Annotated in this window: 28 protein-coding genes; 6 read left to right on the top strand and 22 right to left on the bottom strand. The window is 66.7% G+C overall.

Going from position 1 to position 24,937, the window contains the following annotated elements; translation table 11 throughout:
* Positions 1-4: 4 nt before the first annotated feature.
* The 8 genes from QMZ25_RS01600 to rlmE all read right to left on the bottom strand — a co-directional run bounded on the left by QMZ25_RS01600 (position 5) and on the right by rlmE (position 7,251).
* Complete coding sequence (locus tag QMZ25_RS01600) at positions 5-499, bottom strand: CinA family protein (RefSeq protein ID WP_053520002.1); 495 nt, start codon at positions 497-499, stop codon at positions 5-7.
* 120 nt (positions 500-619) lie between these two features.
* Positions 620-1,930, bottom strand: a complete 1,311-nt coding sequence (gene hflX, locus QMZ25_RS01595) for a ribosome rescue GTPase HflX (RefSeq protein WP_065174932.1) — start codon at positions 1,928-1,930, stop codon at positions 620-622.
* A gap of 14 nt (positions 1,931-1,944) precedes the next feature.
* Positions 1,945-2,220, bottom strand: a complete 276-nt coding sequence (gene hfq / locus QMZ25_RS01590) for an RNA chaperone Hfq (RefSeq protein ID WP_004152891.1) — start codon at positions 2,218-2,220, stop codon at positions 1,945-1,947.
* A 96-nt stretch (positions 2,221-2,316) separates the two neighbouring features.
* Positions 2,317-3,270, bottom strand: a complete 954-nt coding sequence (miaA, locus tag QMZ25_RS01585; protein WP_065174931.1) for a tRNA (adenosine(37)-N6)-dimethylallyltransferase MiaA — start codon at positions 3,268-3,270, stop codon at positions 2,317-2,319.
* Entirely contained in the window at positions 3,270-4,166 is an 897-nt protein-coding gene (folP, locus tag QMZ25_RS01580) for a dihydropteroate synthase (RefSeq protein WP_283219021.1), read from the bottom strand. The genes miaA and folP overlap by 1 nt, the downstream gene beginning before the upstream one ends.
* A gap of 159 nt (positions 4,167-4,325) precedes the next feature.
* On the bottom strand, positions 4,326-4,511 hold the full coding sequence (locus QMZ25_RS01575; protein ID WP_283219020.1) for a hypothetical protein: 186 nt from the start codon (positions 4,509-4,511) through the stop codon (positions 4,326-4,328).
* Between the two features lie 103 nt (positions 4,512-4,614).
* The gene (ftsH, locus tag QMZ25_RS01570; RefSeq protein WP_053519737.1) at positions 4,615-6,552 is read right to left on the bottom strand and encodes an ATP-dependent zinc metalloprotease FtsH; all 1,938 of its coding nucleotides are present in this window, start codon (positions 6,550-6,552) and stop codon (positions 4,615-4,617) included.
* Between the two features lie 66 nt (positions 6,553-6,618).
* Entirely contained in the window at positions 6,619-7,251 is a 633-nt protein-coding gene (gene rlmE, locus QMZ25_RS01565; RefSeq protein ID WP_053519736.1) for a 23S rRNA (uridine(2552)-2'-O)-methyltransferase RlmE, read from the bottom strand.
* Positions 7,252-7,316: 65 nt separating this feature from the next.
* Between rlmE and yhbY the strand changes: the two genes are divergently transcribed.
* Positions 7,317-7,622 carry a ribosome assembly RNA-binding protein YhbY gene (gene yhbY / locus QMZ25_RS01560; protein WP_053519735.1) on the top strand — a complete coding sequence of 102 codons (306 nt, stop codon included), beginning with the start codon at positions 7,317-7,319 and terminating at the stop codon, positions 7,620-7,622.
* A 13-nt stretch (positions 7,623-7,635) separates the two neighbouring features.
* Entirely contained in the window at positions 7,636-8,010 is a 375-nt protein-coding gene (locus tag QMZ25_RS01555) for an Mth938-like domain-containing protein (RefSeq protein ID WP_053519734.1), read from the top strand.
* Between the two features lie 44 nt (positions 8,011-8,054).
* Here QMZ25_RS01555 and QMZ25_RS01550 read toward each other — a convergent pair whose 3' ends face one another.
* Genes QMZ25_RS01550 through surE form a run of 4 tightly spaced genes read right to left on the bottom strand, consistent with a single transcriptional unit; the run spans position 8,055 to position 10,912 of the window.
* Positions 8,055-8,828 (bottom strand): peptidoglycan DD-metalloendopeptidase family protein, encoded by a 774-nt coding sequence (locus QMZ25_RS01550; RefSeq protein WP_053519733.1) that lies wholly within the window; start codon positions 8,826-8,828, stop codon positions 8,055-8,057.
* Positions 8,825-9,439 (bottom strand): YqaA family protein, encoded by a 615-nt coding sequence (locus QMZ25_RS01545; protein WP_053519732.1) that lies wholly within the window; start codon positions 9,437-9,439, stop codon positions 8,825-8,827. The genes QMZ25_RS01550 and QMZ25_RS01545 overlap by 4 nt, the downstream gene beginning before the upstream one ends.
* 19 nt (positions 9,440-9,458) lie before the next feature.
* Positions 9,459-10,136, bottom strand: a complete 678-nt coding sequence (locus QMZ25_RS01540; RefSeq protein ID WP_053519731.1) for a protein-L-isoaspartate(D-aspartate) O-methyltransferase — start codon at positions 10,134-10,136, stop codon at positions 9,459-9,461.
* A complete protein-coding gene (surE, locus tag QMZ25_RS01535) occupies positions 10,133-10,912 on the bottom strand; it encodes a 5'/3'-nucleotidase SurE (RefSeq protein ID WP_053519730.1) in 780 nt (259 codons plus the stop codon). Before surE ends, QMZ25_RS01540 begins: the two co-directional genes overlap by 4 nt.
* A gap of 209 nt (positions 10,913-11,121) precedes the next feature.
* On the opposite strand from surE, the gene QMZ25_RS01530 reads away from it, so the two are divergent.
* Positions 11,122-11,661, top strand: a complete 540-nt coding sequence (locus QMZ25_RS01530) for a Smr/MutS family protein (protein ID WP_065181254.1) — start codon at positions 11,122-11,124, stop codon at positions 11,659-11,661.
* Between the two features lie 10 nt (positions 11,662-11,671).
* Here QMZ25_RS01530 and truD read toward each other — a convergent pair whose 3' ends face one another.
* From truD to QMZ25_RS01490, 8 genes are all read right to left on the bottom strand, one after another.
* Positions 11,672-12,703 carry a tRNA pseudouridine(13) synthase TruD gene (gene truD / locus QMZ25_RS01525; protein ID WP_283219019.1) on the bottom strand — a complete coding sequence of 344 codons (1,032 nt, stop codon included), beginning with the start codon at positions 12,701-12,703 and terminating at the stop codon, positions 11,672-11,674.
* Positions 12,700-13,197 (bottom strand): 2-C-methyl-D-erythritol 2,4-cyclodiphosphate synthase, encoded by a 498-nt coding sequence (gene ispF / locus QMZ25_RS01520; protein ID WP_164152231.1) that lies wholly within the window; start codon positions 13,195-13,197, stop codon positions 12,700-12,702. Before ispF ends, truD begins: the two co-directional genes overlap by 4 nt.
* A gap of 34 nt (positions 13,198-13,231) precedes the next feature.
* Entirely contained in the window at positions 13,232-13,930 is a 699-nt protein-coding gene (gene ispD / locus QMZ25_RS01515; RefSeq protein ID WP_053519726.1) for a 2-C-methyl-D-erythritol 4-phosphate cytidylyltransferase, read from the bottom strand.
* A complete protein-coding gene (gene ftsB, locus QMZ25_RS01510) occupies positions 13,927-14,280 on the bottom strand; it encodes a cell division protein FtsB (RefSeq protein ID WP_283219018.1) in 354 nt (117 codons plus the stop codon). The genes ispD and ftsB overlap by 4 nt, the downstream gene beginning before the upstream one ends.
* A gap of 4 nt (positions 14,281-14,284) precedes the next feature.
* The gene (gene eno, locus QMZ25_RS01505) at positions 14,285-15,577 is read right to left on the bottom strand and encodes a phosphopyruvate hydratase (RefSeq protein WP_053519724.1); all 1,293 of its coding nucleotides are present in this window, start codon (positions 15,575-15,577) and stop codon (positions 14,285-14,287) included.
* A 53-nt stretch (positions 15,578-15,630) separates the two neighbouring features.
* Positions 15,631-16,011, bottom strand: coding sequence for a hypothetical protein (locus QMZ25_RS01500; RefSeq protein WP_283219017.1), 381 nt, complete (start codon positions 16,009-16,011; stop codon positions 15,631-15,633).
* 85 nt (positions 16,012-16,096) lie between these two features.
* The gene (locus tag QMZ25_RS01495) at positions 16,097-17,761 is read right to left on the bottom strand and encodes a CTP synthase (RefSeq protein WP_065174923.1); all 1,665 of its coding nucleotides are present in this window, start codon (positions 17,759-17,761) and stop codon (positions 16,097-16,099) included.
* A 413-nt stretch (positions 17,762-18,174) separates the two neighbouring features.
* On the bottom strand, positions 18,175-18,408 hold the full coding sequence (locus QMZ25_RS01490) for a hypothetical protein (RefSeq protein WP_053519720.1): 234 nt from the start codon (positions 18,406-18,408) through the stop codon (positions 18,175-18,177).
* A gap of 160 nt (positions 18,409-18,568) precedes the next feature.
* Between QMZ25_RS01490 and parE the strand changes: the two genes are divergently transcribed.
* From parE to QMZ25_RS01475, 3 genes are all read left to right on the top strand, one after another.
* Complete coding sequence (gene parE, locus QMZ25_RS01485) at positions 18,569-20,458, top strand: DNA topoisomerase IV subunit B (protein ID WP_053519719.1); 1,890 nt, start codon at positions 18,569-18,571, stop codon at positions 20,456-20,458.
* A gap of 151 nt (positions 20,459-20,609) precedes the next feature.
* On the top strand, positions 20,610-21,188 hold the full coding sequence (locus tag QMZ25_RS01480; RefSeq protein WP_283219016.1) for a GNAT family N-acetyltransferase: 579 nt from the start codon (positions 20,610-20,612) through the stop codon (positions 21,186-21,188).
* Positions 21,189-21,298: 110 nt separating this feature from the next.
* Positions 21,299-22,795, top strand: a complete 1,497-nt coding sequence (locus QMZ25_RS01475; RefSeq protein ID WP_283219015.1) for a S10 family peptidase — start codon at positions 21,299-21,301, stop codon at positions 22,793-22,795.
* A 239-nt stretch (positions 22,796-23,034) separates the two neighbouring features.
* Here QMZ25_RS01475 and QMZ25_RS01470 read toward each other — a convergent pair whose 3' ends face one another.
* Together QMZ25_RS01470 and QMZ25_RS01465 are read right to left on the bottom strand one after the other, a co-directional pair.
* Positions 23,035-24,156 carry an inorganic phosphate transporter gene (locus tag QMZ25_RS01470; RefSeq protein WP_053519810.1) on the bottom strand — a complete coding sequence of 374 codons (1,122 nt, stop codon included), beginning with the start codon at positions 24,154-24,156 and terminating at the stop codon, positions 23,035-23,037.
* A gap of 13 nt (positions 24,157-24,169) precedes the next feature.
* A complete protein-coding gene (locus tag QMZ25_RS01465; protein ID WP_004152833.1) occupies positions 24,170-24,796 on the bottom strand; it encodes a DUF47 family protein in 627 nt (208 codons plus the stop codon).
* Positions 24,797-24,937: the final 141 nt, after the last annotated feature.

Below are 24,937 nucleotides of genomic sequence, written 5' to 3'. Positions count from 1 at the left end.
CATGTCACAGCTGGGCGTCGATACCGTGCAATGCCGCAGCGACGGTTTGCCTGCGGATGGCTTCGCGGTCGCCATCGAACTGGAACAGTTCCGCCCGGGCGTATCCGCCGCGGCGCTTCCAGCCGATCCAGACGCTGCCGACCGGCTTGTCCGGGCTGCCGCCACCAGGACCGGCAATGCCGGTAACCGCCACCGCGATGCCGGCACCGGAGTTGATCAGGGCGCCGGACACCATCTCCAGCACCGTTTCGCGGCTCACCGCACCGAACTGCTCCAGCGTCTGCGCACGTACCCCCAGCAGGCGCTGCTTGGCTTCGTAGCTGTAGACCACCATGCCGCAGTCGAAGAACGCCGAGGAACCGGCGATGTCGGTCATGGTCTTGGCGATCCAGCCGCCACTGCAGCTTTCAGCCGTCACAAGCTGCAGCGAGGCCTGCTGCAGGCGCTGCCCGAGTGCGGCAGCCTGGGCGTTGAGGTCGGCGTCGGTAGGGATGGACATCGAGATGACAGTGGGGTGAAGAACCCGCCCGTTGTACCGCAGAAGGCAGGCGCGTGTCGCGTCCCGGCCGGTACGCGCCCGACTACGCAGCGGCGCGCACCGGGATTGTGCGGCGCTATCTCACCATTCCGGCAGCTTTTCCGGCAGCAGGGCACGGATCGGCCCGCCATCAATGCCCGCCGCGAGTTTTTCGGCTTCGGCAATCGGAAGATCGACCTGCAGCAGCCAGCCCTCCTCGTCTGCCTGCTCGCTGCGGATCACTTCCAGCTGATGCAGGCGCGCGCGCAGGCGGCCCGCATCCGGCGGCAGGCGCAGCTCCCCGGTCACATGCTGCAACCCCAGGCGCTTGCCCAGCACCGCCTGCAACAGCTCCAGGCCCTGCCCGTCACGCGCGGAGATCCAGACCCGCTCGCGGCGCGACTCGTCCGGCACGCCATCCTGACCATCGTGGCGCACTTCGGCGCCCTCGATACGGTCGATCTTGTTGAACACCAGCAGCTGCGGCAGATCACCCGCACCGACCGCAGCCAGCACCTCGTCGACCTGGGCGATGCGCTCCTCGCGGTGCGGATCGGCCGCATCGACCACGTGCAGCAGGAAATCGGCCTCGCGGGCCTCGGACAGGGTCGAACGGAACGCGGCCACCAGGTCGTGCGGCAGGTCGCGGACGAAGCCGACGGTGTCGGCCAGCACGACGTTGCCACCCGGCACAGCGATGCGGCGCACCGTCGGGTCCAGGGTCGCGAACAGCTGGTCGGCCGCATAGGCCTCGGCGCCGGTCATCGCGTTGAACAGGGTCGACTTGCCGGCATTGGTGTAACCGACCAGGGCCACACGCGGCAGTTCGCTGCGCACGCGCGCACGGCGCATCTGGGTGCGCTGGACTTCGACCTTCTCCAGCCGCTTCTGCAACTGCTCCACCCGCTTCTGCAGCAGACGGCGGTCGGTTTCCAGCTGGGTTTCACCCGGGCCGCGCAGGCCGATCGAACCACCGCGCTGGCGCTCCAGATGGGTCCAGCCGCGCACCAGCCGCGTCGCAAGGTGACGCAGCTGCGCCAGCTCGACCTGCAGCTTGCCTTCGTGGCTGTGAGCGCGCTGCGCGAAGATGTCCAGGATCAAGCCGGTACGGTCGATCACCCGGCGCTCCAAAAAGCGTTCCAGGTTGCGTTCCTGGCCGGGGCTCAGCGCATGGTTGACCAGCACCAGATCGGCGCCGGTGGCGTCGGCTGCTGCCTTGATCTCATCCAGCTTGCCGCTGCCGATCAGGGTCGAGGGATTGGGACGGTCCAGGCGCGCGGTGATCGTGGCAGCGATGCTGGCCCCTGCCGAGCGGGCCAGATCACCGAACTCTTCCAGCACGTCGTCTTCCAGCTTGCCGAAGTGCGGCTGGATCAACAGGGCATGTTCACCCTTTTTCGAGCGGTCAAACATTCACCGCTCCGGTCTTACTCGTCTGCTTCATCACCTGCCTGACCACCTTCACCCGACTGCACATAACCACCGCCCGGCCCAACCTTCACATTGCGTGCCGGCACCACGGTGGAGATCGCATGCTTGTAGACCATCTGGCTGACCGTATTGCGCAGCAGGACCACGAACTGATCGAACGACTCGATCGTGCCCTGCAGCTTGATGCCGTTGACCAGGTACACCGAAACCGGCACGCGCTCGCGCCGCAGTGCATTCAAGAAAGGATCCTGCAGCGATTGCCCCTTGGACATTGCTCACTCCTGATTATTGTTCTTATTGGGTTGCCGGCGGCCGCCGCGGCCCCCGAGCCGCCCGCCGGACAGTGATGTTACACGGCTGGCGGCGGTTCAGCGTGCGACGAAGGTCGACACCGCGTCGGCCAGCCGCTCGTGGTCGATATGGGGGTCGAACCAGCGCGCGTCAAGCTCACCCCGCAGCCAGGTCAGCTGCCGCTTGGCCAGCTGGCGGGTGGCGAAGATCGCCTTGTCGCGGAAGCCGCCGGCATCGATCCGGCCGTCCAGATGCTCCCAAGCCTGGCGGTACCCGACCGCACGCACCGCCGGCAGGTCCAGCGGTGCCGCGACAGCGGCCATTTCCGGCATCGCGCGCAGATCGCGCACTTCGTCGAGGAAGCCCTGGGCCAGCATGGCATCGAAGCGGGCCTCGATCCGCCGGTGCAGGATTGCCCGGTCGTGCGGCGCCAGGACCAGCTTCAGGGTGCGTACCGGCAGCGGCGCCACGCCGGGCCGGCGCTGCCACTCGCTGATCGGCGTTCCCGTCAGCCGATAGACCTCCAGCGCCCGCTGGATCCGCTGTGGGTCTGTCGCATGGATGCGGGCAGCAGCGGCGGGGTCCACCTTCGCCAGTTCGGCATGCAACGCGGCCCAACCGCGCTCGGCGGCCTCGGCTGCCAGCGTGGCGCGCAGGGCCGGGTCCGCCTCCGGCATGGGCGACAGTCCCTGCAGCAGGGCGCGGAAGTACAGGCCGGTGCCCCCGGCCAGGATCGGCATCCGTCCACGCGCAACGATGTCGGCGACGACGCGGCCGGCGTCGGCGGCGAACTCCGCCGCTGAGTAGGTCTGCCACGGATCACGCAGGTCCAGCAGATGATGCCGCGCCTGTGCGCGCTCGGAAACGTCGGGCTTGGCCGAACCGATATCCAGATGGCGATAGACCAGCGCCGAGTCAACGCTGACGATCTCGCCATCCAGCTGCCGGGCCAGGGCGATTGCGGTGGCCGTCTTGCCACTGGCGGTCGGCCCCATCACGGCAATCGCCAGCGGCCGCCGGTCAACCCCCATCAGTCTTCGTCCGGCCAGCTGATCGTCGGCCGGGTGTCATCGCGTGGCGCCGGCACGGCGTCCACCGCCTGCCAGATCTTCAGTGCATCGACGGTGGCGGCGACGTCATGTACACGCACGATGCGCGCACCGCGCTGCACGGCAATCAGGTGCGCGGACACCGACGCCGCCACCCGCTCGGCCGGCGCGTCACGCCCGGTCAGCTCGCCAAGGCTGCGCTTGCGCGACAGGCCCGCCAGCATCGGCACACCCAGTTCCAGAAAACGCTCCGAACGCGCCAACAGGGTCATGTTATGCGCGGTGTTCTTGCCGAAGCCGAAACCCGGATCGATGACCAGATGCTTCTTCGCGATGCCGGCCATCTCGGCGGCGAACAGGCGCTGCACGAGAAACCCGTGGACCTCGGCAACGACGTCGTCGTAGTGCGGATCGGCCTGCATGTTGCCCGGCTCGCCCTGCATGTGCATCAGCACCACCGGCACGTTGGCCGCAGCGGCCGCTTCCAGCGCGCCGTCCTGACGCAGGCCGAAGATGTCGTTGATCATGCCGGCGCCGGCGGCCACCGCCGCGCGCATCACCTCAGGCTTGAAGGTATCGATGCTGATCGGCACGGAGGTACGCGCCGCAAGCTGCTCGATGACCGGAACGATGCGGCGGAGCTCTTCCTCCACCGATACCGGTACAGCGCCGGGACGGGTCGATTCACCCCCGATGTCGAGCAGGTCGGCGCCCTCTTCCACCAGCTTCAGGCCATGCGCGACTGCGGCCTCCGTGGTGTCATGGTGCCCCCCGTCAGAGAACGAATCCGGGGTGACGTTGACGATGCCCATGACCCGGGCACGGTCCAGGCGCAGGATGCGACCGGCGCAGTCGAGCTGGGGCGAGGTATCGAACATGGGCAATCCTGCAGGGACAACGGCGGATAGTTTAGTTCGGCAGGGCTGCGCCCTGCACCCGCAGAGGCCAGGGCGACGACAACAGCCAGAGCAACAGCTGGTTTGCTGATGAAAGGCGGGGCCGGTCCGGTTGCAGGGCGTCAGCCCTGCCGACACCCCTCAACGGCGGCGGCGCTTGCGGTCCACGTACAGGGTCCTGGCAATGCTCAGGACGATGCCGACCGCAATACCCACCACGCAGCCCAGCAGCAGATTGTCGGCCCCCAGGCCCACACCCACGCCGACCACGGTGGCGATGACCATCTCGACGGTGTGGGAAATCGGTTCGAGCTTCGGGGCGGACATGCGGGCTCCAGCGTCAGATCGGTTCTTCAGGGTGGGCCGATGGCCCGGAAACGACGAAGCCGGGTTGCCCCGGCCTCGTCTGATGTCACGTGCGGCGGGGCCGTCAGTGCGATTCGGCCGGACCGGCGATCGGCGGCAGCGGACGGGCATCACCGCCCTTGTCGTTGCTGCCACCGTCCTTGTTCGACTTGTTCCAGCCCGCCGGCGGCGGCGGCTCGCGACCTTCCATGATGGCGTCGATCTGCGGCGCGTCGATGGTCTCGTACTGCAGCAGCAGCTGCGACATCGTGTGCAGCTTGTCGATGTTGTCGGTCAGCAGCTGGGTGGTGCGGGCGTAGGCCTTGTCAAGGATGTTGCGCACTTCCTCGTCAATGCGGCGCGCGGTGTCGTTGGACACGCTCTTGTGCTGCGTCACCGAGCGGCCCAGGAAGACTTCGTCGTCCTCCTCGCCATAGGCGATCGGACCGAGTTCTTCGGACAGGCCCCACTTGGTGACCATGTTGCGGGCCATCTTGGTGGCGCGCTCGATGTCGTTGGACGCACCCGTGGTGACCTTGTCGGTGCCGAAGATCAGCTCTTCGGCGACGCGGCCGCCGTACAGCGAGCACAGCTGCGACTGGATCGCCACGCGGTTCATCGAGTACTTGTCGCCCTCAGGCAGGTACATGGTCACACCCAGGGCGCGGCCGCGCGGAATGATCGTGACCTTGTAGACCGGGTCGTGCTCGGGCACCAGGCGGCCGACGATGGCATGGCCGGCTTCGTGGTAGGCGGTGAGGGTCTTCTCCTCCTCGCTCATGGCCATCGAACGGCGCTCGGCACCCATCAGGATCTTGTCGCGGGCACGGTCGAAGTGGTCCATGCGGACTTCCTTCTCGTTGCCACGCGCAGCAAACAGGGCTGCCTCGTTGCAGAGGTTGGCCAGGTCCGCGCCGGAGAAGCCCGGGGTACCGCGCGCGATCACCAGCGGCTCGACGTCGTCGGCCAGCGGCAGCTTGCGCATGTGCACCTTCAGGATGTGCTCGCGGCCCTTCACGTCGGGCAGGCCGACCACCACCTGGCGATCGAAGCGACCCGGGCGCAGCAGCGCCGGGTCCAGCACGTCCGGGCGGTTGGTCGCGGCGATCACGATCACGCCTTCGCCACCCTCGAAGCCATCCATCTCGACCAGCAGCTGGTTCAGGGTCTGCTCGCGCTCGTCGTGACCGCCGCCCAGGCCGGCACCACGGTGGCGGCCGACGGCATCGATCTCGTCGATGAAGATGATGCACGGGGCGTGCTTCTTGGCCTGCTCGAACATGTCACGCACGCGGCTGGCGCCGACACCGACGAACATTTCCACGAAGTCCGAACCGGAGATCGAGAAGAACGGCACCTTCGCCTCACCGGCGATGGCCTTGGCCAGCAGCGTCTTGCCGGTACCCGGCGGGCCGACCATCAGCACGCCACGCGGAATCTTGCCGCCCAGCTTGGTGAACTTGGACGGGTCGCGCAGGAAGTCGACCAGTTCGCCCACTTCCTCCTTGGCCTCGTCGCAGCCGGCGACATCGGCGAAGGTGACCTTGATCTGGTCCTCGCCCTGCAGCTTGGCGCGCGATTTGCCGAAGGACATCGCGCCCTTGGCGCCGCCGCCGCCGCCCTGCATCTGGCGCATGATGAACAGCCAGAAGCCGATGATCAGGATGACCGGCAGGAAATTCATCAGGATCGCGCCCAGGGAGATGCCGCTGGAGGGCTCCTCCTGCACGATCTCGACGTTCTTGGTGCGCAGCACGTTGATCAGGTCGCGATCGAACGGCGCGGTGATGGTGGACGACTGTCCACCCCGGGTGGTGTAGGTGATCTGGCTGGTGCCGCCGCGCATGTCGCCGCCGAAGGCGACCTTCTGCACGTTGCCGCTGTCCACCTGGTCCAGGAACTGCGAATAGGACGCACCCTGCGCACCGGCCCCGGAGGACTTGGGCGAGAAGCTCTGGAAGACCACCATCAGCACGACGGCGACGACCACCCATAGCAGGAGGTTCTTGGTCAAGTCGTTCATCCTCATTGGCTCCGGTGTTCCTCTCAGTGCGGGCGTTGCGTTGGGGTTGAAACTTACGTTGCGAGCTTACTTCATGTGGGCGCGTTTGCCCTGACCCAAGGCGTACACCTCGGGAGAGCGTTTGCGCGACGCTTCCGGCTTGCGGATGGAGACCTTGTCGTAGCGACGGCGCATTTCACGCACGTAGTCGTCAAAGCCCACACCCTGGAACAGCTTGATCAGGAACGCCCCGCCGGTCTTCAGGTGGTTGTCGGCGAAGTCCAGCGCCAGCTCCGCCAGATGCATCATCCGCGGCTGGTCGACCGCGTCCATGCCACTTTTATTGGGGGCCATGTCCGACAGCACAAGGTCCACCGGCTCGTCCCCGAGCATGGCTTCGAACTGAGATAGGACGGCTTCTTCCCTGAAGTCACCGTGAAGGAACTCCACGCCCGCCAGCGGCGGCATGTCCAGGATGTCCAGCGCCAGCACGCGGCCGGTATCGCCCATCTGTCTCCGAACCTGCTGAGACCATCCGCCAGGGGCGGCACCGAGGTCCACCACGACCATGTTCCGCTTCAGCAGGCGGTCACGTTCAAGCAACTCTTCAAGCTTGTAGGCCGCCCGCGAGCGCATGCCTTCGGCCTGCGCCTTCTTCACGAAGGGGTCGGAGAAGTGTTCCTTGAGCCAGCGCTGGCTGCTTTTGCTGCGGGTTGCCATTGGAAATAGGGGCTGATGGGGCCGTCATGATACCCTGATCCCCCCATTCAACCGTCTTTTCCTGCATGTCCATCGCCCTGACCGCCTCCCAGACCCGTTTCCTGCGCGGCCAAGCCCACGACCTGAAGGCCCTGCTGCAGACCGGCGGCAAGGGAGTGACCCCGGCCTTCATCGCGGAGCTGAACGAAGTGCTGGAGCGCCACGAGCTGGTCAAGGTCAAGGTCGCAGCCGAGGACCGCGAGGCCCGGGACGCGATGATCGGCGAGATCGTCGAAGCCACCGACAGTGCGCTGGTGCAGCGCATCGGTCACGTTGCCGTGCTGTATCGCCCGAGCAGGGAGCAGCGCCAGATCGTGCTGCCGCGCGGCTGATCGCGCTACCGCCATGCAGCTGAACCACGAGCCGCCCGATTACGCCTACAGCCTGCGCGCTGCCGATGGCCGCTCGGCCAAGGTCAATGACACGGTGCTGGCCAGCAGCTTTCTGCTGACGCCGGACCAGCTGGTCGAACATTGGCCTGTCGCCGATGCGGCGGCGCTGACGGTGGCCGACCTGGAACCGGTGCTGGCACTGAGTCCTGCATTGATCGTGCTGGGAACCGGCGAGCGGCAGGTGTTTCCGTCGGCTGCGGTCATGGCCGCCTGCCTGTCGCGCGGGATCGGCCTGGAAGTGATGAACAACCCTGCCGCGGCGCGCACCTTCAACATCCTTGCCGGCGAAGGCCGCAAGGTGGCGGCCGCGTTCATCCTGGAAGGTTGAGGACCACCGCCGGGCATGGCCCGGCGCTACCGTACCTGCCTGCGCTAGCGCGCTGGCAGGTACTGCTGCGGATCGACCGGCTTGCCGTTGTAGCGGATCTCAAAGTGCAGCATGTCGCGATTCGCGCCGGTGCGCCCCATCTCGGCAATCTGCTCACCCGCCTTCACGCTCTGTCCCTCATTGACCAGGCGCTTGCGGTTGTGGCCGTAGGCCGACAGCCACTGGTCGCTGTGCTTGATGATGATCAGCTCGCCATAGCCGACCAGTCCGGCGCCCGAGTACACCACCACACCGTTGGCGGTGGCCTTGACGGCCTGCCCGCTGGTGCCGGCAATGTCGACGCCCTGCTTGGTTGCGTCGCCTGCCACGTAGCGGCCCACGATCGCGCCATCGGCTGGCCAGCGCCAGGCGATGTTGCTCTTCACCGGACCGGCCGGTGCCGTGGCCGGTGCCGTGCTGCCGCCGCTGCGCGGCGCGGTGACCACGGTGGTCGGTGCGCGGCCGCTGCTGGCCCCCGGCGGATACAGGCGGATGACCTGCCCCGGATAGATCGTCGACGGGTTGTCCAGGCTGTTCCACGCGATCAGATCGGCCGGGGTGATGTCGTGGATGCGGGCCAGCGCGTAGATCGTGTCGCCCTTGCGCACGACCACGGTCTGCCCCGGCTTGGCCACCGAAGTCTTGGGCGTAGTGACCGCCGCCCCGCCACCACTGCCATTGGGCCGCACCACCGTGGCAGTGCCACAGGCAGCCAGGCCGGAAACCAGCAGCACCAGCGCGCCGACGCGCACTCCCTTGCTCAGACGATCAGCACTCATGCGAACTTCGACCTCCATACAAGCCAGGCGATCAGCACCACCACCAACGCGGTGGCGATCCAGCCCAGCGGTTCAATCCAGCGACGCAGCGCCGCTTCGGCGCGCGCTCCACCGATGCGGATCACGGCAGCGAGCACATACACGCGCTTGCCGCGTCCGATCAGCATGCTCAGCAGGTACTGCGGCATCGGTACGCCGACGATACCCGATGCCCACGTGAAGACCTTCATCGGGATCGGCATGAAGCCGCCCAGGACCAGGAACGTGAACACCGCCCACGGCGATTCGGCCATCTTCTCCTGCACGGTGGTGATGCCCTGTTCGATTGCCGGCAACATGCCCAGCACTTCGAACAACGGCTTGATCGCCTCGAATGCGAAGTGACCCAGCGCATAGCCGACCACGGCACCGACCATCGAACCGGCCAGGCTGAGGGTCGCGAACCACCAGCCGCGCCGGGGTTGAGCCACGCACATCGGGGCCAGCATCACTTCCGGCATCACCGGAAAGATGATCGCCTCGAAAAAACTCAGCACCGTCAGGTAGGTCGGCGCGCGTTCGTGCGCCGCCCACTTCATCGCCCGCTCGTACAGCGGTCCGAAAATCTTCATGCAACCCTGCTCCGTGGATTCAATCCAGCATGCCAGACAGCAGCGGCACGAAGGTGACCGGTGCCAGCACGCGCTGTTCGACGCTGCCGTCGGCCCTGCGGTCCAGCTGCACCAGCGACTGTGCACTGGCACCGCCGACCGGCGCCACCAGCCGGCCACCTTCGGCCAGCTGCTCGATCAGTGCGTCGACCAGCGCCGGGGCCGCAGCTGTGACGACGATGGCATCAAACGGGCCGTGCTCGGCCCAGCCGACACGGCCGTCATCGTGCTTGGTGCGGATGTTCATGCCGAGTGCGCGGAACCGCTTGCGGGCCTGCCGCAGCAGGTCGCCGATGCGCTCCACGGTGTAGACCTCCAGGCCCAGTGCACCAAGCACGGCGGCCTGGTAGCCGGAGCCCGTCCCCACCTCCAGCACCCGCTTGGGCGCCACCTGCACGACCGCTTCGGTCATCCGCGCCACCACCCAGGGTTGCGAGATGGTCTGGCCGTGGCCGATCGGCAGCGCGGTGTCTTCATAGGCCCGCGAGGCCAGGGCCTCGTCGATGAACAGATGGCGGGGCACCACCCGGATCGCGTTCAGCGTGGATTCGTCGACGATGCCGGCTTCGCGCAGGCGATCGACCAGACGATCGCGGACGCGCTGTGACGTCATGCCGATGCCGACGGCTTCCGGTTGCAGGCGCAGGCGTGGGCTCATGCCGGCTGGTCCAGCGCGGCGCTGAGACCGCCGACCCAGCTGGCCACTTTCTCAAGCGCCTGATAGCGGGTCAGATCCACCTGGATCGGGGTGATCGAGATATGCCCGGTACGCACCGCGTGGAAGTCGGTGCCGGGGCCGGAGTCCTGCTCGCGGCCCGCCGGACCGATCCAGTACACCTCGTTGCCGCGTGGATCCTTCTGCGGGATGCAGCCTTCGGCGCGATGGCGGTTGCCCAGCCGGGTGACTTCGAAACCCTTGACCTCGGTCCACGGCAGGTCGGGCACGTTGACGTTGAGGATGGTGTCCGCCGGCAGCGGGTCGGCCTTGAGGCGGGCGACGATTTCCACGGCGGCACGCGCCGCGGTCTCGAAGTGACGGGGATCGTGATTGCGGGTCACCAGGGACACCGCCACCGCGGGCAGGCCGAGGAAGCGCCCCTCCATCGCCGCCGAGACGGTTCCGGAATAGATCACGTCGTCACCCAGGTTGGCGGCGTTGTTGATGCCCGACACGACAATGTCGGGTTCGAACTCCAGCAGGCCGGTCAGCGCCAGATGCACGCAGTCGGTGGGCGTGCCGGCCACCGACACGGTGTAGTGATCGATGCGCTTGAGCCGGATGGGCAGGTCCAGGGTCAGTGAATTGCTGGCGCCTGAGCGATCGCGGTCGGGTGCGACCACCGTCACTTCGTGGCCGGCGTCACGCAGTACCGAGGCAAGCATCCGGATACCTGCGGCGTCGACGCCATCGTCGTTACTGACCAGAATTCGCATCTTCGATTTAACCGCTTGATTTTCCAAGAATTCGATTCCGTCACCGTGCGGTGTTGGCGGGACCGTCGTGCTTCCCTGCGGAAGCCGACGACCCTGCAGGGGCATCGTCTATTGTGCCGCATGCGAGCCGCAGGTCCTACCCTGCCGGCGGTCACGACTGGCCTCGCATTGCGATAGGCAGGCCCGCGTCACCGGTTTACCCTGTGCGCATGTCGCATCCAGAAGACGAAGACCCCGCCGCGCTCTTCCGCGCGGCCATCGGCGAAGTGACGCCGCTGCGCAAAGAGGCCGAACCCGCGCCGGCCGCTGCCCGGCCGAAGCCGCGCGCGCGCATGGCCGAACGCGACGAGGCCGAGGCCGCCGGCGAGTTCGCCCGGCTGTTGCGCGACAGCGCACCGCTGGAAGCCGGGGATGTGGCCAGCTACCGGCGCGACGCCCTTCCGCCGCGGCTGTTCCAGCGTCTCAAGCGCGGCCAGTACTCGGTGCAGGACGAGCTGGATCTGCATGGCGCGACCGCAGCGCAGGCCGAGGCCATGCTGCGCCAGTTCCTGCTGGAGGCGCACGCACATGAGTATGGCTGCGTGCGCATCATCCACGGCAAGGGACTGCAGTCCGACGGTGGTGCGCCGGTCCTGAAGAATCTGGTCGACCGGCTGCTGCGCCTGCGCAACGATGTGCTTGCCTTCCATTCGGCGCCGACCAGCCAGGGCGGAACCGGTGCCGTACTGGTGCTGCTGTCCCGGCGCTGATGCAATCCGCTCAGGACTGCGCGGCGTCCTCGACCGGTCCGAGCTCGTGCAGGACCGCGGTGGCGTAGCAGCCCGGCGGCAGCGCGAACGACAGCTCAAGCACATCTTCCGCCAGCCACTGGTGCTGCAGCAGCGCAGGACGCAGGCGCAACGCGCGGCGCTCCTGCTTCAGCCGTGCCTCTTCCAGTCCGGCACGCAGCGCCTTCGATTCCTCGTCGTCGAGCGCGCGCAGTTCGAGCTCGCGGGCTGCGCCGGTACTGCGCAGCTCGCCCTCTCCCCACAACGGCGCGCTGGGATGGATATCGAACCCGGCCAGCCGCGCTGCCAGTGCATCGGTGTAAGGCTCCGGACCAAACACGCTGCGGCTGCCATCCAGCATCCACACCTCACCGTCCAGCGGCTGGTCCCAGACACCCTGCTCCACGCGTGCGGCAAGCACGCGATTGAACAGTGCTGAACGCGCAGCCGACAGCAGCAGCGAGCGCTGGTCCTTGCGCATGCGGCGGCCACCGAACATCGCCAGCGCTGCCGGAACGTTGCCGCCATCGCGGCCGAAACGCTGCTCGCCGAACCAGTTCGGCAAACCACGATCGGCAATCTGCCGCAGGCGTTCGCTGATTGCGACCGCATCGCCGCGTACCTGGCGCAGCACCAGCCTGAAACGATTGCCGGCCAGCGCGCCACGCTGCAGCTTGCGGTTGTGCCAGGTTGCATCGAGCACTTCGATATCATCGCTGGCCAGCAGCGCCAGATCCGGCGCGACGCGCTTGGGCAGATGCACACTGAAGCGCTGGGTGGTGACCGCGTGGCGATCCTTCATCCCGGCATAGCTGACCGCCATCTCCGGCAGACCAGCCCACTTGGCCAGCACCTTGGCCACATGCACGGTGTTGGCACCGCGCTTGCGGACATGCAGCAGCAGATGCTCGCCCTCGCCCGTGGCCTCAAAGGCCGGCAGCTCGTCGACCTGGAAATCCTCCGGCGTGGTGCGGATGCGCGCCTGCAGCAGCGGCGCACCGAAGGCGAGCGGCAGCGGAATCATACCGCCACCAGCAGGACCACAGCCTGTGCCGCGATGCCTTCACCGCGACCGGTGAAGCCAAGCTTCTCCGACGTGGTGGCCTTTACGCTGACCGCATCCAGTGGCAGCTGCAACAGTGCCGCGATGCATTCACGCATTGCCAGCGCATGCGGCCCGACCTTCGGTCGTTCACAGATCACGGTGACATCAGAGTTGCCGACGCACCAGCCACGCTCACGCAGGAGAGCGTCGCAGTGGCGGACGAAGTCGCTGCTGTCGGCCCCCTTCCAGCGATCATCGCTGGGCGGAAAGTGCTGGCCGATGTCGCCCAGCGCCAGCGCGCCGAGCATGGCGTCACACAGCGCGTGCAGGATCACGTCGCCATCGCTGTGCGCGAGCACACCGTGGCTGTGCGGCACGCGCACGCCTCCCAGCATGATGTGGTCACCCTCACCAAAGGCGTGGACGTCGTAGCCCTGGCCGATGCGGACGGGCGGGAACGGAGCAGTGCTCATGGATGCAACCCTTGCAGCAGGGCCGCGCGGGCGTTCAGCCGGCGCGGCGGGAAAGTACGAATTCGAAGCGGTCCAGGTCGGCGGGCGTGGTGACCTTGAAGTTGTCCTCGCTGCCTTCAACCAGCAGCGGGCGCTGGCCCTGGCGTTCCATGGCCATGGCTTCGTCGGTGACGTCCACGCCGGACGCAGCGGCGTCGGTCAGCGCGCGGATCAACTGATGGCGGCGGAACAGCTGCGGGGTCAGCGCGCGCCACAGGCGCTCGCGGGGCTCGGTGCCGTCGATGCCACCATCGTCACCGGCCCGCTTCAGGGTGTCGCGTACCGGCGCGGCAAGAATGGCCCCGACCGGATCGGTACGGCCAACCTCCAGCAGGCGGCCCAGGTCGGCCAGCGACAGATTGGGCCGCGCGGCATCGTGCACCAGCACGAACTCATCGGCGCGGACGCTCTCCGGCAGCGCAAGCAGGCCGGCCAGCACGGAGGCGGCGCGGGTCGCCCCCCCCGTGCAGGTCAGCACCGGCTTGCCGGCCCATTCGCTCCAGCCCGGCCAATCCGCGTCATCCTCGCCGATCACCACCATCGCGCCGGCAACGGCCGGGTGGGCCAGCAGTGCCTGCAGGGTGTGGGCCAGCAGCATCTGCCCGCCCGCCTGCAGATACTGCTTGGGCAGTGGCGCACCGAAGCGGGCGCCACGACCGGCAGCGGGAACGACCACCCAGATCGCCGCGCTCATGGCACGTCCGCCGGGTGGTCGCCCGCATGTTCGGGCATCGGCACCGGCGGCTGCGCCGGACGAACCGGCGCGTCGTCGACCACCCGGTAGAACTTCTCGCCGGGCTTGATCATGCCCAGCTCACTGCGTGCGCGCTCTTCGATGGCGGACTGGCCTTCCTTGAGGTCCTTCACTTCGGCAGCCAGCGCATCATTGCGCTGCTGCAGACCTTCGTTGTCCCGTTCCTGGCCGGCAACCTGGGCTTCGAGCATCATCACTTCCCCCGAATTGCCCGGGCCGAACCAGAAACGGTACTGCAGCCATGCCAGCAGCAGGGCCAGCACCAGCAGCAGCCAGCGCCAATCGCGCATGGCCTCAGCGCTTCAGCGAAACGAACGCGTCACGACCGGCGTAACGCGCGCCGGCACCGAGGGCTTCCTCGATGCGCAGCAGCTGGTTGTACTTGGCCACGCGATCGCTGCGGCACAGCGAGCCGGTCTTGATCTGGGTGGCAGTGGTCGCCACGGCGATGTCGGCGATGGTGGTGTCTTCGGTTTCACCCGAACGGTGCGACACGACAGCGGCGTAACCTGCGCGGTCAGCCATGGCAATCGCTTCCAGGGTTTCACTCAGGGTGCCGATCTGGTTGACCTTGATCAGGATGGCATTGGCAGTACCGGAGTCGATGCCCTCCTGGAAGATCTTCGGATTGGTCACGAACAGGTCATCGCCCACCAGCTGCACCTTCTTGCCGATGCGATCGGTCAGCAGCTTCCAGCCCGCCCAGTCGTTCTCGGCCAGGCCATCCTCGATGGTGATGATCGGGTACTGCGCGGCCCAGTCGGCAAGGAAGTCGACGAACTGCTCGGAGGTCAGGCGCTTGTTCTCGCCGACCAGGTTGTACTTGCCGTTCTCGAAGAACTCGCTGGAGGCCACGTCCAGACCCAGCAGCACGTCCTCGCCGGCGGTGTAGCCGGCCTTGCCGATCGCTTCGAGAATGGTGTCCAGCGCCTCGACGTTGCTGCGGAAGTCCGGTGCGAAGCCGCCTTCGTCACCGACCGCGGTGCTCAGGCCATGCCCCTTCAGCACCGACTTCAGCGAGTGGAAGATCTCGGTGCCGGCGCGCAGCGCTTCGGAGAACGAGGTGAAGCCGACCGGCAGCACCATGAATTCCTGGAAATCGACGTTGTTGTCGGCATGCGCGCCGCCGTTGATGATGTTCATCATCGGCACCGGCAGCGACGGGGTCACGCCGGTCCTGCCGGCCAGGTACTGCCACAGCGCCTGCTTGCTGGATGCTGCGGCGGCGTGCGCGGCCGCCATCGAGACACCGAGCAGCGCGTTGGCGCCCAGACGGCCCTTGTTCTCGGTGCCATCAAGGTCGATCAGGCGGCGGTCCAGGCCGGACTGGTCGGTGGCCTCGAAGCCCTTCAGCGCGGCAGCGATGGTCGTGTTGACGTTGTCGACGGCCTTGCGCACGCCCTTGCCCAGGTAGCGGGTCTTGTCGCCGTCACGCAGCTCGACCGCTTCCTTGGTGCCGGTCGAGGCGCCGGAGGGAACCGCGGCACGACCGAACGAACCGTCCTCCAGGGTGACTTCGGCTTCCAGCGTGGGGTTGCCACGGCTGTCGAGGATTTCACGGGCGTGGATGCTGCGGATCGTACTCATGGTCGGGCCGGTTACCTGTATGGAGAGGGGGCGACAAAACGAATGCCGCGTGATTATCCCCGGCTGCCCGCCCGTTGCCAAATGGCGTTGCTGGCCAGCAGCGGATCGCGGACGGATGCCAGCACCGGCAGGCTGATCACCAGCCCCAGCAGAGCGAGCAGCAGCGCCGCAATTGCCGCCATTCCCCGGCCTCGCTGCAGTCGCCAGGCCAGCACCGAAGCCACGCCGCTGCCCAGGCCGGACAGGGCCAGCATGCCTATCGCCAAGAACAGCGCGGGCTGTGCCTCACGCAGGGTCTGGTCCCCATCACCAGGGGATCCGGAGGCCGACAGAAACACCAGCAGGCCAACCGCCATCCCGCCCCAGGCAAGCACGGCCAATACCAGCGAGATCGCCCCCAGCGGCCATCGGTGCCAGTGCGGAGGCCTGTTCATCGCAGCACCTTCGAGCCCACGTGCCTCGAGTTGCAGCCCGCCTTGGGTCCCGCGCAGCCCGCGCGGGACCCTGCTCCCGCCCAGGTCAGGCGCGCGCTTCCTGCAACAACTGGCCACCGGCCTTGCGCTCGCGTGCGGCGCGGATGAAGCCGATGAACAGCGGGTGGCCGTCACGCGGCGTGGACAGGAACTCCGGATGCGCCTGGCAGGCCAGGAACCAGGGATGCGCATCGCGCGGCAGCTCGACCACTTCCACCAGGGTGTCGTCCATCGACTTGCCGGCGATCACCAGGCCGGCGTCTTCCAGCTGGGTGCGGTAACGGTTGTTGAACTCATACCGGTGGCGGTGGCGCTCGGCCACCACGTCCTTGCCGTACAGCTCACGCGCCAGCGTGCCCGGCTTCAGGCGCTGCTCCTGCAGGCCCAGACGCATGGTGCCGCCCAGGTCGCTCTTGTCGTCGCGCTTCTCGACGTCACCGGCAGCGGTGCGCCACTCGGTGATCAGGCCGATCACCGGATTTGGCGACTGGCGATCATTCTCGGTGCTGTTGGCACCTTCGAGGCCGACCACGTTGCGCGCGTAATCGACCACGGCCGCCTGCATGCCGTAGCAGATGCCGAAGTACGGCACCTGGTTCTCGCGGGCGAACTTCGAGGTCAGCACCTTGCCTTCGAAACCACGGTCGCCGAATCCGCCCGGCACCAGGATGCCATCGACATCGGCCAGCGCGGCCATGTCCGTGCCTTCCAGGTCCTGCGCTTCCAGCCACTTCAGATTGACCCGGGTGCGCTGGCGCAGGCCACCATGCTTGAGTGCTTCGCCGACCGACTTGTATGCATCCTGGTGGTCGACGTACTTGCCGACCACGGCGATGGTCACCTCGTCGAGCGGATGCAGCGTGGCGTCGACCGCGTCCTCCCACACCGACAGATCGACAGGACCGGCCTTGTCAGCGAGCTTCAGCTGGTTGACGACAATCTCATCCAGGCCCTGCGCATGCAGTCCCGAAGGGATGCGATACAGCACATCCACGTCCGGCACGCTGATCACGGCGCGTTCGGAAACGTTGGTGAACTGGGCGATCTTGCGACGCTCCGAATCGGGCACGGCCTGCTCCGAACGGCACAACAGCACATCCGGCTGGATGCCGATCGAACGCAGCTCCTTCACCGAGTGCTGGGTCGGCTTGGTCTTCAGTTCGCCGGCCGCGCCGATGTACGGCACCAGGGTGAGGTGCATGAACAGCGCCTTCTCCGGACCACGCTCGGTACGCACCTGGCGGATCGCCTCCAGGAACGGCAGCGATTCGATGTCGCCGACGGTGCCGCCGATCTCGACCAGGGCGACGTCATAGCCTTCGGTGGCTTCGTCGATGCAACGACGGATCTCGTCGGTAATGTGCGGAATGACCTGCACGGTCGCGCCAAGGTAATCGCCGCGACGCTCCTTGCGGATCACGTTCTCGTAGATGCGACCGGTGGTGACCGAATTCTTGCGGCTCAGGCGCGTCCGCACGAACCGCTCGTAGTGGCCCAGATCGAGATCGGTCTCGGCACCGTCATCGGTGACATAGACCTCGCCGTGCTGGAACGGGCTCATGGTGCCCGGATCAACGTTGATGTAGGGGTCGAGCTTCATCATCGTGACCTTCAGGCCACGGGCTTCGAGAATGGCGGCCAGCGACGCAGCGGCAATGCCTTTGCCGAGCGAGGACACCACGCCGCCGGTTACGAAAATCAAGGGAGTCATGGCTGCAAGCATCCTGTCTGGAAATGGAAAACGACAGCGCCACGCACGCCCTGGGGGCGGACATGGCGCTTGAAGGGGGTTTTCCGGTTCGCTGGGGCAGCGAGGGAGGTGCCGATCCGTGCGGCGGCTGGCGCCAGACGGTAACCATCGCGCGAGGTCGGGGCAACCGCGCCGGTCACATCGACCGTCACCTGCGACCCGCATTGCTGGAGGCCACGCATGGCCGTGCCAGCCCATTCGCAAATGGTGGACACGCACTACTCCCGGAAAGCCATAGTTTACAGATAGATGGCCGCCAACCCAAGAGGCTTGTGCAGGCCGACCGAACGAAAAACGCCCCCTTGCGGGGGCGTGGCGTCGCCAGAAGCCCGCTTCTACAGGGCTTCCGCGGGAAAGGGAGGGTGCGCGTGCGCTCAGCGCTTCTTGCGCGCCTCTTCCTCTTCTTCCTGCTGCGGAACCGGCTGGCCCTTGGCCTTCAGCTCCGCATTGGCCTGCGCGCGGCGCTTGGCCTTGGCGTCGGCTTCGGCCTGTGCCTTGTCGGCCTGGTCACCCTGCTGCGGGGCCGGCTGGCCGGCGTTCTGCGCCATCACCAGCGGCACCGCAACGGCGGCAGCGGCCAGGATCGCAATGGTCAGCAACTTCTTCATGGAGTCCTCCTCGCGGTATGGCTGGGACATGGGGACGCTGGCGTCCGGATTCCAGCGGCTGCCATTTTACCCCCTCCCCGGTGGCGAGGCTGAACCGCAGGCGTGCAAATTCGCCGCCCAGACCGCACACTTGCGCGTCGCTCCGCGCTTTAGAACATAGATGAACGCCCGCTATAACGCCGCCGATATTGAAGTCCTGTCCGGCCTTGACCCGGTCAAGCGCCGTCCCGGCATGTATACCGACACCGCGCGCCCCAACCACCTGGCGCAGGAAGTGATCGACAACTCGGTGGACGAGGCCCTCGCCGGCCACGCCCGCTCGATCGAGATCACCCTGTACAAGGACGGCAGCGTGGAGGTCAGCGATGACGGCCGTGGCATGCCGGTGGACATCCATCCGGAAGAGAAGATCCCGGGTGTCGAGCTGATCCTGACCCGCCTGCACGCGGGCGGCAAGTTCAGCAACAACAACTACACCTTCTCCGGCGGCCTGCACGGCGTCGGCGTCAGCGTGGTCAACGCGCTGTCGACCCTGGTGGAGGTGCACATCAAGCGTGAAGGTGCCGAACACCGCATCACCTTCCGTAACGGTGACCGCGCCACGCCGCTGGAAGTGGTGGGCACGGTCGGCAAGAAGAACACGGGTACCCGCGTGCGCTTCTGGCCCGACCCGAAGTACTTCGATACGCCGAAGTTCGCGGTGCGCGCGCTCAAGCATCTGCTGCGCGCCAAAGCGGTGTTGTGCCCGGGCCTGACCGTGAAGCTGACCGACGAAGCCACCGGCGAAGTCGACACCTGGTACTACGAGGACGGCCTGCGCGACTACCTGAAGCTGGAGCTGGGCGAGCGCGAAATGCTGCCGGCCGACCTGTTCGTCGGCAACCTGAAGAAGGACACCGAAGTGGTGGACTGGGCCGTGGCCTGGCTGCCGGAAGGCGAGCTGGTCCAGGAAAGCTACGTCAACCTGATCCCGACCGCCCAGCACGGTACCCACGTCAACGGCCTGCGCACCGGCCTGACCGAGGCGCTCCGAGAGTTCTGCGACTTCCGCAACCTGCTGCCGCGTGGCGTGAAGCTGGCGCCGGAAGACGTGTGGGACCGCGTGTCGTTTGTGCTGTCGCTGAAAATGACCGATCCGCAGTTCAGCGGGCAGACCAAGGAACGCCTGTCCTCGCGGCAGGCCGCCGGTTTCGTGGAAGGTGCCGCGCACGATGCATTCAGCCTGCTGCTGAACCAGAACGTGGAACTGGGCGAGAAGATCGCGCAGATCGCCATTGAGCGCGCCAGCGCACGCCTGAAGACCGAAAAGCTGGTGGTCCGCAAGAAGGTCACCCAGGGCCCTGCCCTGCCGGGCAAGCTGGCCGACTGCATCAGCCAGGACCTGTCGCGTACCGAACTGTTCCTGGTGGAAGGTGATTCGGCAGGCGGCAGCGCCAAGCAGGCACGCGACAAGGATTTCCAGGCGATCATGCCGCTGCGCGGCAAGATCCTGAACACCTGGGAAGTCTCCTCCAACAGCGTGCTGGCCTCGGAAGAAGTGCACAACCTGGCCATCGCCATCGGCTGCGATCCGGGCAAGGATGACATCAGCGGCCTGCGCTACGGCAAGGTGGTGATCCTGGCCGACGCCGACTCGGACGGCCTGCACATCGCCACCCTGTTGACGGCGCTGTTCCTGAAGCACTTCCCGGCGCTGGTCGACGCTGGCCACGTGTTCGTGGCAATGCCACCGCTGTTCCGCATCGACGTGGGCAAGCAGGTCTTCTACGCACTGGACGAGGAAGAAAAGCGCTCCATGCTGGACAAGATCGAGCGCGAGAAAATCAAGGGCGCGGTCAACGTGACCCGGTTCAAGGGCCTGGGCGAAATGAACCCGTCGCAGCTGCGTGAGTCCACCATCCACCCGGACACCCGTCGCCTGGTGCAGCTGACCGTGGACGATCGCGAGCAGACCCGTTCGCTGATGGACATGCTGCTGGCCAAGAAGCGGGCGTCTGACCGCAAGGGCTGGCTGGAGACCAAGGGCGATCTGGCGTCGCTGGAAGTCTGACCCCAGCGCGGGCCGGGGCCGTTTCCTGTCGGGAAACGGCTCTGGCTGCATGGCCTGGCAGTACCGGTTCAGGCCGCCCACCGGGGCATTACACCCCCATCGGCAAACCCTGCGGGTCCATAATGCGCGCTCATCCGCGTGGACCACCGCATTGCCCAGCCACTCGCTGCTGTTCCCCGGCCTGCCGCTGCACAGCACGCGGCTGGTCCTGAGCCCGATCCGTCGTGATGACGCTGCTGCGTTGTTCACGCTGCAATCCAACCCGGCGGTGATGCGCTGGTGGAACCATCCTGCCTGGACACGGCCAGGCGAAGCCCGCGAACAGATCGACGACGACCTCGCCGCACACGCCATCGGCACCCAGCTCAAGCTGGCCGTGCGCGAATCGCTGGAAGGGCCGTTGCTGGGCATCTGCGTGGTGTTTGCCGTCGATCGCGATGCTGCGCGTGCCGAGATCGGCTATCTGCTGGCACCTGAGGTCCAGGGCCGGGGCTACATGCATGAGGCGTTGCAGCAGGTGCTGGCCTACCTGTTCCGGACGCTGCGCCTGCATCGCGTCGAAGCCGAGATCGATCCGCGCAATGCGGCCTCCGCGCACGTGCTTGAACGCCTCGGCTTCCATCGTGAGGGCCTCCTGCGCCAACGCTGGCGCATCCAGGGCGAGTTGGCCGACTCGGCTGTGTACGGGCTGCTGGCCGATGACGAAGCCGCGAGGGCCCTGCCCACTTGACCCAATCTGGCCGCAACCGACGACAACGCCCGGCCATGGCTTTGGACACATACGGCGCGGCACCCTGGAGGCCTAGCATCGAAACCCCCTTCCGCTGCCGATCCGGTGCCATGAAGTTCCTGCTGCACACTGCCGCGCTCTGCGTCGGCCTGCTCATTGCTCCTGCCAGCGTGCTGGCCGCGCCCGCCGCCGAGTCCAAGCCCGATGCCAGGGACGACAGGACCGAAGCACCTGCGCTGCCGGCCGACGCCTCCGCCCGCCAGAGCATCCGCCTGGCAGGCCGCACGCTCGACTACACCGCCACCGTAGGGACCCTGCCGGTACGTGACGAGAAGGGCAAGGTGATCGCCGATGTAGTGTTCACCGCCTACACGATGCCCGGTAAGGACCGGCCGGTGACCTTCGCGCTCAACGGCGGGCCCGGCGCGTCCTCGGTGTATCTCAATCTGGGCGCCATCGGCCCGAAGGTCGTGACCTTCGGCTCGGAGGGCGACAGCGCGTCGGCGCCGGCCACGCTGCATGATAATCCGGGAACGTGGCTGGACTTCACCGACCTGGTCTTCATCGACCCGGTCGGCACCGGCTTCAGCCGTGCCCGCATCGGCGATGACGAAGCCAAGAAGGCGCTGTACAACCCCAGTGCCGACATCGAGTACCTGTCGCGATCGATCTACGACTGGTTGCTGCGCAACCAGCGCATGGCGTCGCGCAAGTATCTCACCGGTGAGAGCTACGGTGGCTACCGCGGCCCACGCATCACCCACTACCTGCAGACGCGGCTGGGCGTCGCGATGAACGGCCTGGTGCTGGTCTCGCCGTACCTGAGCCCGACCCTGGAAGACAACGCCGACGTCTCGCCGATGGCGTGGATGCAGACGCTGCCGTCGATCGCAGCGGCGCACCTGGAGCGCCAGGGCCGCCTGACCGACGCGGCGATGCGTGAGGTGATCGAGTACACCCGCGGCGATTACGCCACCGCCCTGATGAAGGGCCGCAGCGATCCGCAGGCCACCGAAGCGATGCTGCGCCGGGTCACCGAGCTGACCGGGCTGGACCCGCAGTTCGTGCGTCGTGCCGGCGGCCGCCTGGAAACCCAGGCCTATCTGCGCGAAGTGTTCCGCGACAAGGGCACGCTGGGCAGCCGCTACGACTCGAACGTGACGGCGTTTGATCCGTTCCCGAACGATCCGGAACAGCGCGCCAACGATCCCCTGCTCGACAGCATCATCGCGCCGACCACCACCGCGATGGTCGACTTCGTCACCCGCGTGGTGGGCTGGAAGGTCGATGCGCGCTACCAGGCATTGAACTACGAGGTGAACCGGCTGTGGGACCGCAACGGCGACCTGCGCCAGGGTGCGGTGACCCAGCTGCGCCAGGCGGTGGCGATCGATCCGAATCTGCAGGTGCTGATCGCGCACGGCTGGAATGACCTGTCATGCCCGTTCATGGGCTCGATCCTGACCGTGGACCAGATGCCGGCGATGGGCAGCAACCCGGACCGCGTGCAGGTGCGCAGCTACCCGGGCGGGCACATGTTCTACAGCCGTGCCGACAGCCAGGCGGCATTCCGCAAGGATGTGCAGGCACTGTTCCAGCGCAACTGAGGGGTTCGGCCGGGTCGCGGCCCGGCGCCCGCTGACGGCAACGGCAACGGCAAAGCCGGGTTTCCGTGGGCTGGCGAGGTTCCTGCTGCTGTTGGTGGGTGTCGACCTTGGTCGACACGCTGGATACGGAAAAACGATCTGCCCATGAAAAAAGCCCGCCGGAATCCGGCGGGCTTTTTCATTTCCGGGGTCAGATCCCTATCTGCAGGGAAAGGGCTCTGACCCCAGGGTTGCTGGCATCAGGTCCAGCCGAACAGCTCGAACAGCTTCAGGATCAGGTACGCACAGCCGCCTGCCGCCGGGATGGTCAGGATCCAGGCCCAGACGATGCGCTCGATCACGCCGAACTTCAGCGAACGCGGATTCTTGGCAAAGCCCACGCCCATGATCGCGGTGGAGATGCTGTGCGTGGTCGAGACCGGCATGCCGAAATGGGCGGCCAGGGTCAGGATGGTGGCCGAGCTGGTCTCCGCCGCGAAGCCGTGGATCGGATGCAGCTTGACCATCTTGTGGCCCAGCGTCTTGATGATCTTCCAGCCACCCGAAGCCGTACCGGCGGCCATCACCACCGCACAGGTCAGCACGATCCACATCGCGATGCCGTCACCGGCCTGCGCATCCGGGTGCATGAAGGCCAGCCAGGACGGCAGGTTGTCCAGTGCACCGGTGGCTTCGGCACCGATCAGGGTCATGGCGATGATGCCCATGGTCTTCTGTGCGTCGTTGTGCCCGTGTGCGAAGCCCATGTAGGCGGCCGAGACGATCTGCGCCTTGCCGAAGAAGGCATTGACCCAGCGCGGACGGGCCAGGCGGCCAATCGCACCACCGATCCTGGCCAGACCCGCAATCAGGCCCCACAACAGCACCATCACCACGATGCCCAGCAGGAAGCCGGCAATCGGCGAGGTGATCATCGGCACGAACACCTTCCACAGCAGGCCCTTGTTCTGCGCCCAGCTGCCGAGCCGCTCGGACCAGATCAGCGCATCCCAGTTGTTGTGGGCGGCCGCCAGGCCGGCGCCGCACAGGCCACCGATCAGGGCGTGCGAGGACGAGGACGGCAGTCCCTTCCACCAGGTGATCAGGTTCCAGATGATGCCGCCCAGCAGGGCGCACAGGATCACCTGCGGGGTGACATCGACCACGTTGGTGTTGAGCAGGCCCGACGCAATGGTCAGCGCGACCGCGGTACCGGTCAGGGCACCGATCAGGTTCATGAAGGCGGCGAGCATCACCGCCCAGCCGGGCGAGAGCACCTTGGTCGCCACCACGGTGGCGATGGAGTTGGCGGTGTCGTGGAAGCCGTTGATGAACTCGAAGACGAGCGCAGCCAGGATCACCACCAGGACGAGGGTCAACATGCGGCGGCGTCCGTCAGCTGTTCTTCAGCACGATCTGGTACGCCACCACGCCGGCCTCGCGGCAACGGTCGATGGCTTTTTCCAGGATCTCGAAGAATTCCTTGAGCAGGAACATCTGCAGGTTGTCCAGGCGCCCGGAATAGATGTCACGGTACAGCTCCAGCATCAGCCGGTCGGCCTCGTTCTCCAGCGAGCGCAGCTTCTCGTTGAGCGCGGTCATCCGGTCCAGGTTCATGTGGCGCAGGTCGGCCACCATCTCCACCACCACGCCGGCGGCCTGCTCCAGCATCGCCGCGCGCGGCGCGAAGTCGATGTGCTCCAGGTGGGTCGTGGCCAGCGAATAGCGATCGGCGAACTTCTCGATCTGCTTGGGGATCTTGTACAGCGCCGACCCCAGCGCTTCGATGTCTTCACGCTCGATCGGCGTCATGAAGCTGTCCACCAGCGCCTGGCTGATCTTGTCCGACGCCGCGCGCTCGCGCAGGCGGGCCAGCTTGAAGGCGTCCAGCGCGGGCTGGCGGTCGGCCTCGCGCAGCATGGAATGCAGCGCCTTGGCGGCGTCGGAGGCCGCGACGGCAGCCTCATCGAGCAGGGTGTAGAACTGTTTGCCGGAACCGAAAATGGTCTGCAGAGAGAACATTGAGAAACCTGTCAGCCGTCGCGGGAAGGACGGCACCGGACGGAATTATGACGGCTAGATGACCATCTCGGGTATCCCCGCCCCCGTTCCGGGGGTGGAACCCGCCAACCTGAACAGGCAGTTGCCACCTTGCCACGGCCC

The organism is Stenotrophomonas sp. RS-48 (genome assembly GCF_030053245.1).
Lineage (GTDB): Bacteria > Pseudomonadota > Gammaproteobacteria > Xanthomonadales > Xanthomonadaceae > Stenotrophomonas > Stenotrophomonas maltophilia_P.
Note: the sequence above shows the minus strand (reverse complement) of the source record. Positions and strands in the feature narration are given on the sequence as shown.

Coding starts and splice junctions, on each gene's coding strand:
- hflX (WP_065174932.1), bottom strand. CDS start 1,930: ATGTTTGACCGCTCGAAAAAGGGTGAACATGCCCTGTTGATCCAGCCG.
- QMZ25_RS01530 (WP_065181254.1), top strand. CDS start 11,122: ATGTCGCATCCAGAAGACGAAGACCCCGCCGCGCTCTTCCGCGCGGCC.
- folP (WP_283219021.1), bottom strand. CDS start 4,166: ATGTTCGATACCTCGCCCCAGCTCGACTGCGCCGGTCGCATCCTGCGC.
- ftsB (WP_283219018.1), bottom strand. CDS start 14,280: ATGCGCGATTGGCGCTGGCTGCTGCTGGTGCTGGCCCTGCTGCTGGCA.
- QMZ25_RS01540 (WP_053519731.1), bottom strand. CDS start 10,136: ATGAGCCCACGCCTGCGCCTGCAACCGGAAGCCGTCGGCATCGGCATG.
- QMZ25_RS01575 (WP_283219020.1), bottom strand. CDS start 4,511: ATGTCCGCCCCGAAGCTCGAACCGATTTCCCACACCGTCGAGATGGTC.
- QMZ25_RS01500 (WP_283219017.1), bottom strand. CDS start 16,011: ATGAACAGGCCTCCGCACTGGCACCGATGGCCGCTGGGGGCGATCTCG.
- rlmE (WP_053519736.1), bottom strand. CDS start 7,251: ATGGCAACCCGCAGCAAAAGCAGCCAGCGCTGGCTCAAGGAACACTTC.
- hfq (WP_004152891.1), bottom strand. CDS start 2,220: ATGTCCAAGGGGCAATCGCTGCAGGATCCTTTCTTGAATGCACTGCGG.
- truD (WP_283219019.1), bottom strand. CDS start 12,703: ATGATTCCGCTGCCGCTCGCCTTCGGTGCGCCGCTGCTGCAGGCGCGC.
- QMZ25_RS01550 (WP_053519733.1), bottom strand. CDS start 8,828: ATGAGTGCTGATCGTCTGAGCAAGGGAGTGCGCGTCGGCGCGCTGGTG.
- QMZ25_RS01490 (WP_053519720.1), bottom strand. CDS start 18,408: ATGAAGAAGTTGCTGACCATTGCGATCCTGGCCGCTGCCGCCGTTGCG.
- miaA (WP_065174931.1), bottom strand. CDS start 3,270: ATGGGGGTTGACCGGCGGCCGCTGGCGATTGCCGTGATGGGGCCGACC.
- ftsH (WP_053519737.1), bottom strand. CDS start 6,552: ATGAACGACTTGACCAAGAACCTCCTGCTATGGGTGGTCGTCGCCGTC.
- QMZ25_RS01600 (WP_053520002.1), bottom strand. CDS start 499: ATGTCCATCCCTACCGACGCCGACCTCAACGCCCAGGCTGCCGCACTC.
- ispD (WP_053519726.1), bottom strand. CDS start 13,930: ATGAGCGCGGCGATCTGGGTGGTCGTTCCCGCTGCCGGTCGTGGCGCC.
- parE (WP_053519719.1), top strand. CDS start 18,569: ATGAACGCCCGCTATAACGCCGCCGATATTGAAGTCCTGTCCGGCCTT.
- ispF (WP_164152231.1), bottom strand. CDS start 13,197: ATGAGCACTGCTCCGTTCCCGCCCGTCCGCATCGGCCAGGGCTACGAC.
- QMZ25_RS01555 (WP_053519734.1), top strand. CDS start 7,636: ATGCAGCTGAACCACGAGCCGCCCGATTACGCCTACAGCCTGCGCGCT.
- QMZ25_RS01465 (WP_004152833.1), bottom strand. CDS start 24,796: ATGTTCTCTCTGCAGACCATTTTCGGTTCCGGCAAACAGTTCTACACC.
- QMZ25_RS01475 (WP_283219015.1), top strand. CDS start 21,299: ATGAAGTTCCTGCTGCACACTGCCGCGCTCTGCGTCGGCCTGCTCATT.
- QMZ25_RS01495 (WP_065174923.1), bottom strand. CDS start 17,761: ATGACTCCCTTGATTTTCGTAACCGGCGGCGTGGTGTCCTCGCTCGGC.
- surE (WP_053519730.1), bottom strand. CDS start 10,912: ATGCGAATTCTGGTCAGTAACGACGATGGCGTCGACGCCGCAGGTATC.
- eno (WP_053519724.1), bottom strand. CDS start 15,577: ATGAGTACGATCCGCAGCATCCACGCCCGTGAAATCCTCGACAGCCGT.
- QMZ25_RS01545 (WP_053519732.1), bottom strand. CDS start 9,439: ATGAAGATTTTCGGACCGCTGTACGAGCGGGCGATGAAGTGGGCGGCG.
- QMZ25_RS01470 (WP_053519810.1), bottom strand. CDS start 24,156: ATGTTGACCCTCGTCCTGGTGGTGATCCTGGCTGCGCTCGTCTTCGAG.
- yhbY (WP_053519735.1), top strand. CDS start 7,317: ATGTCCATCGCCCTGACCGCCTCCCAGACCCGTTTCCTGCGCGGCCAA.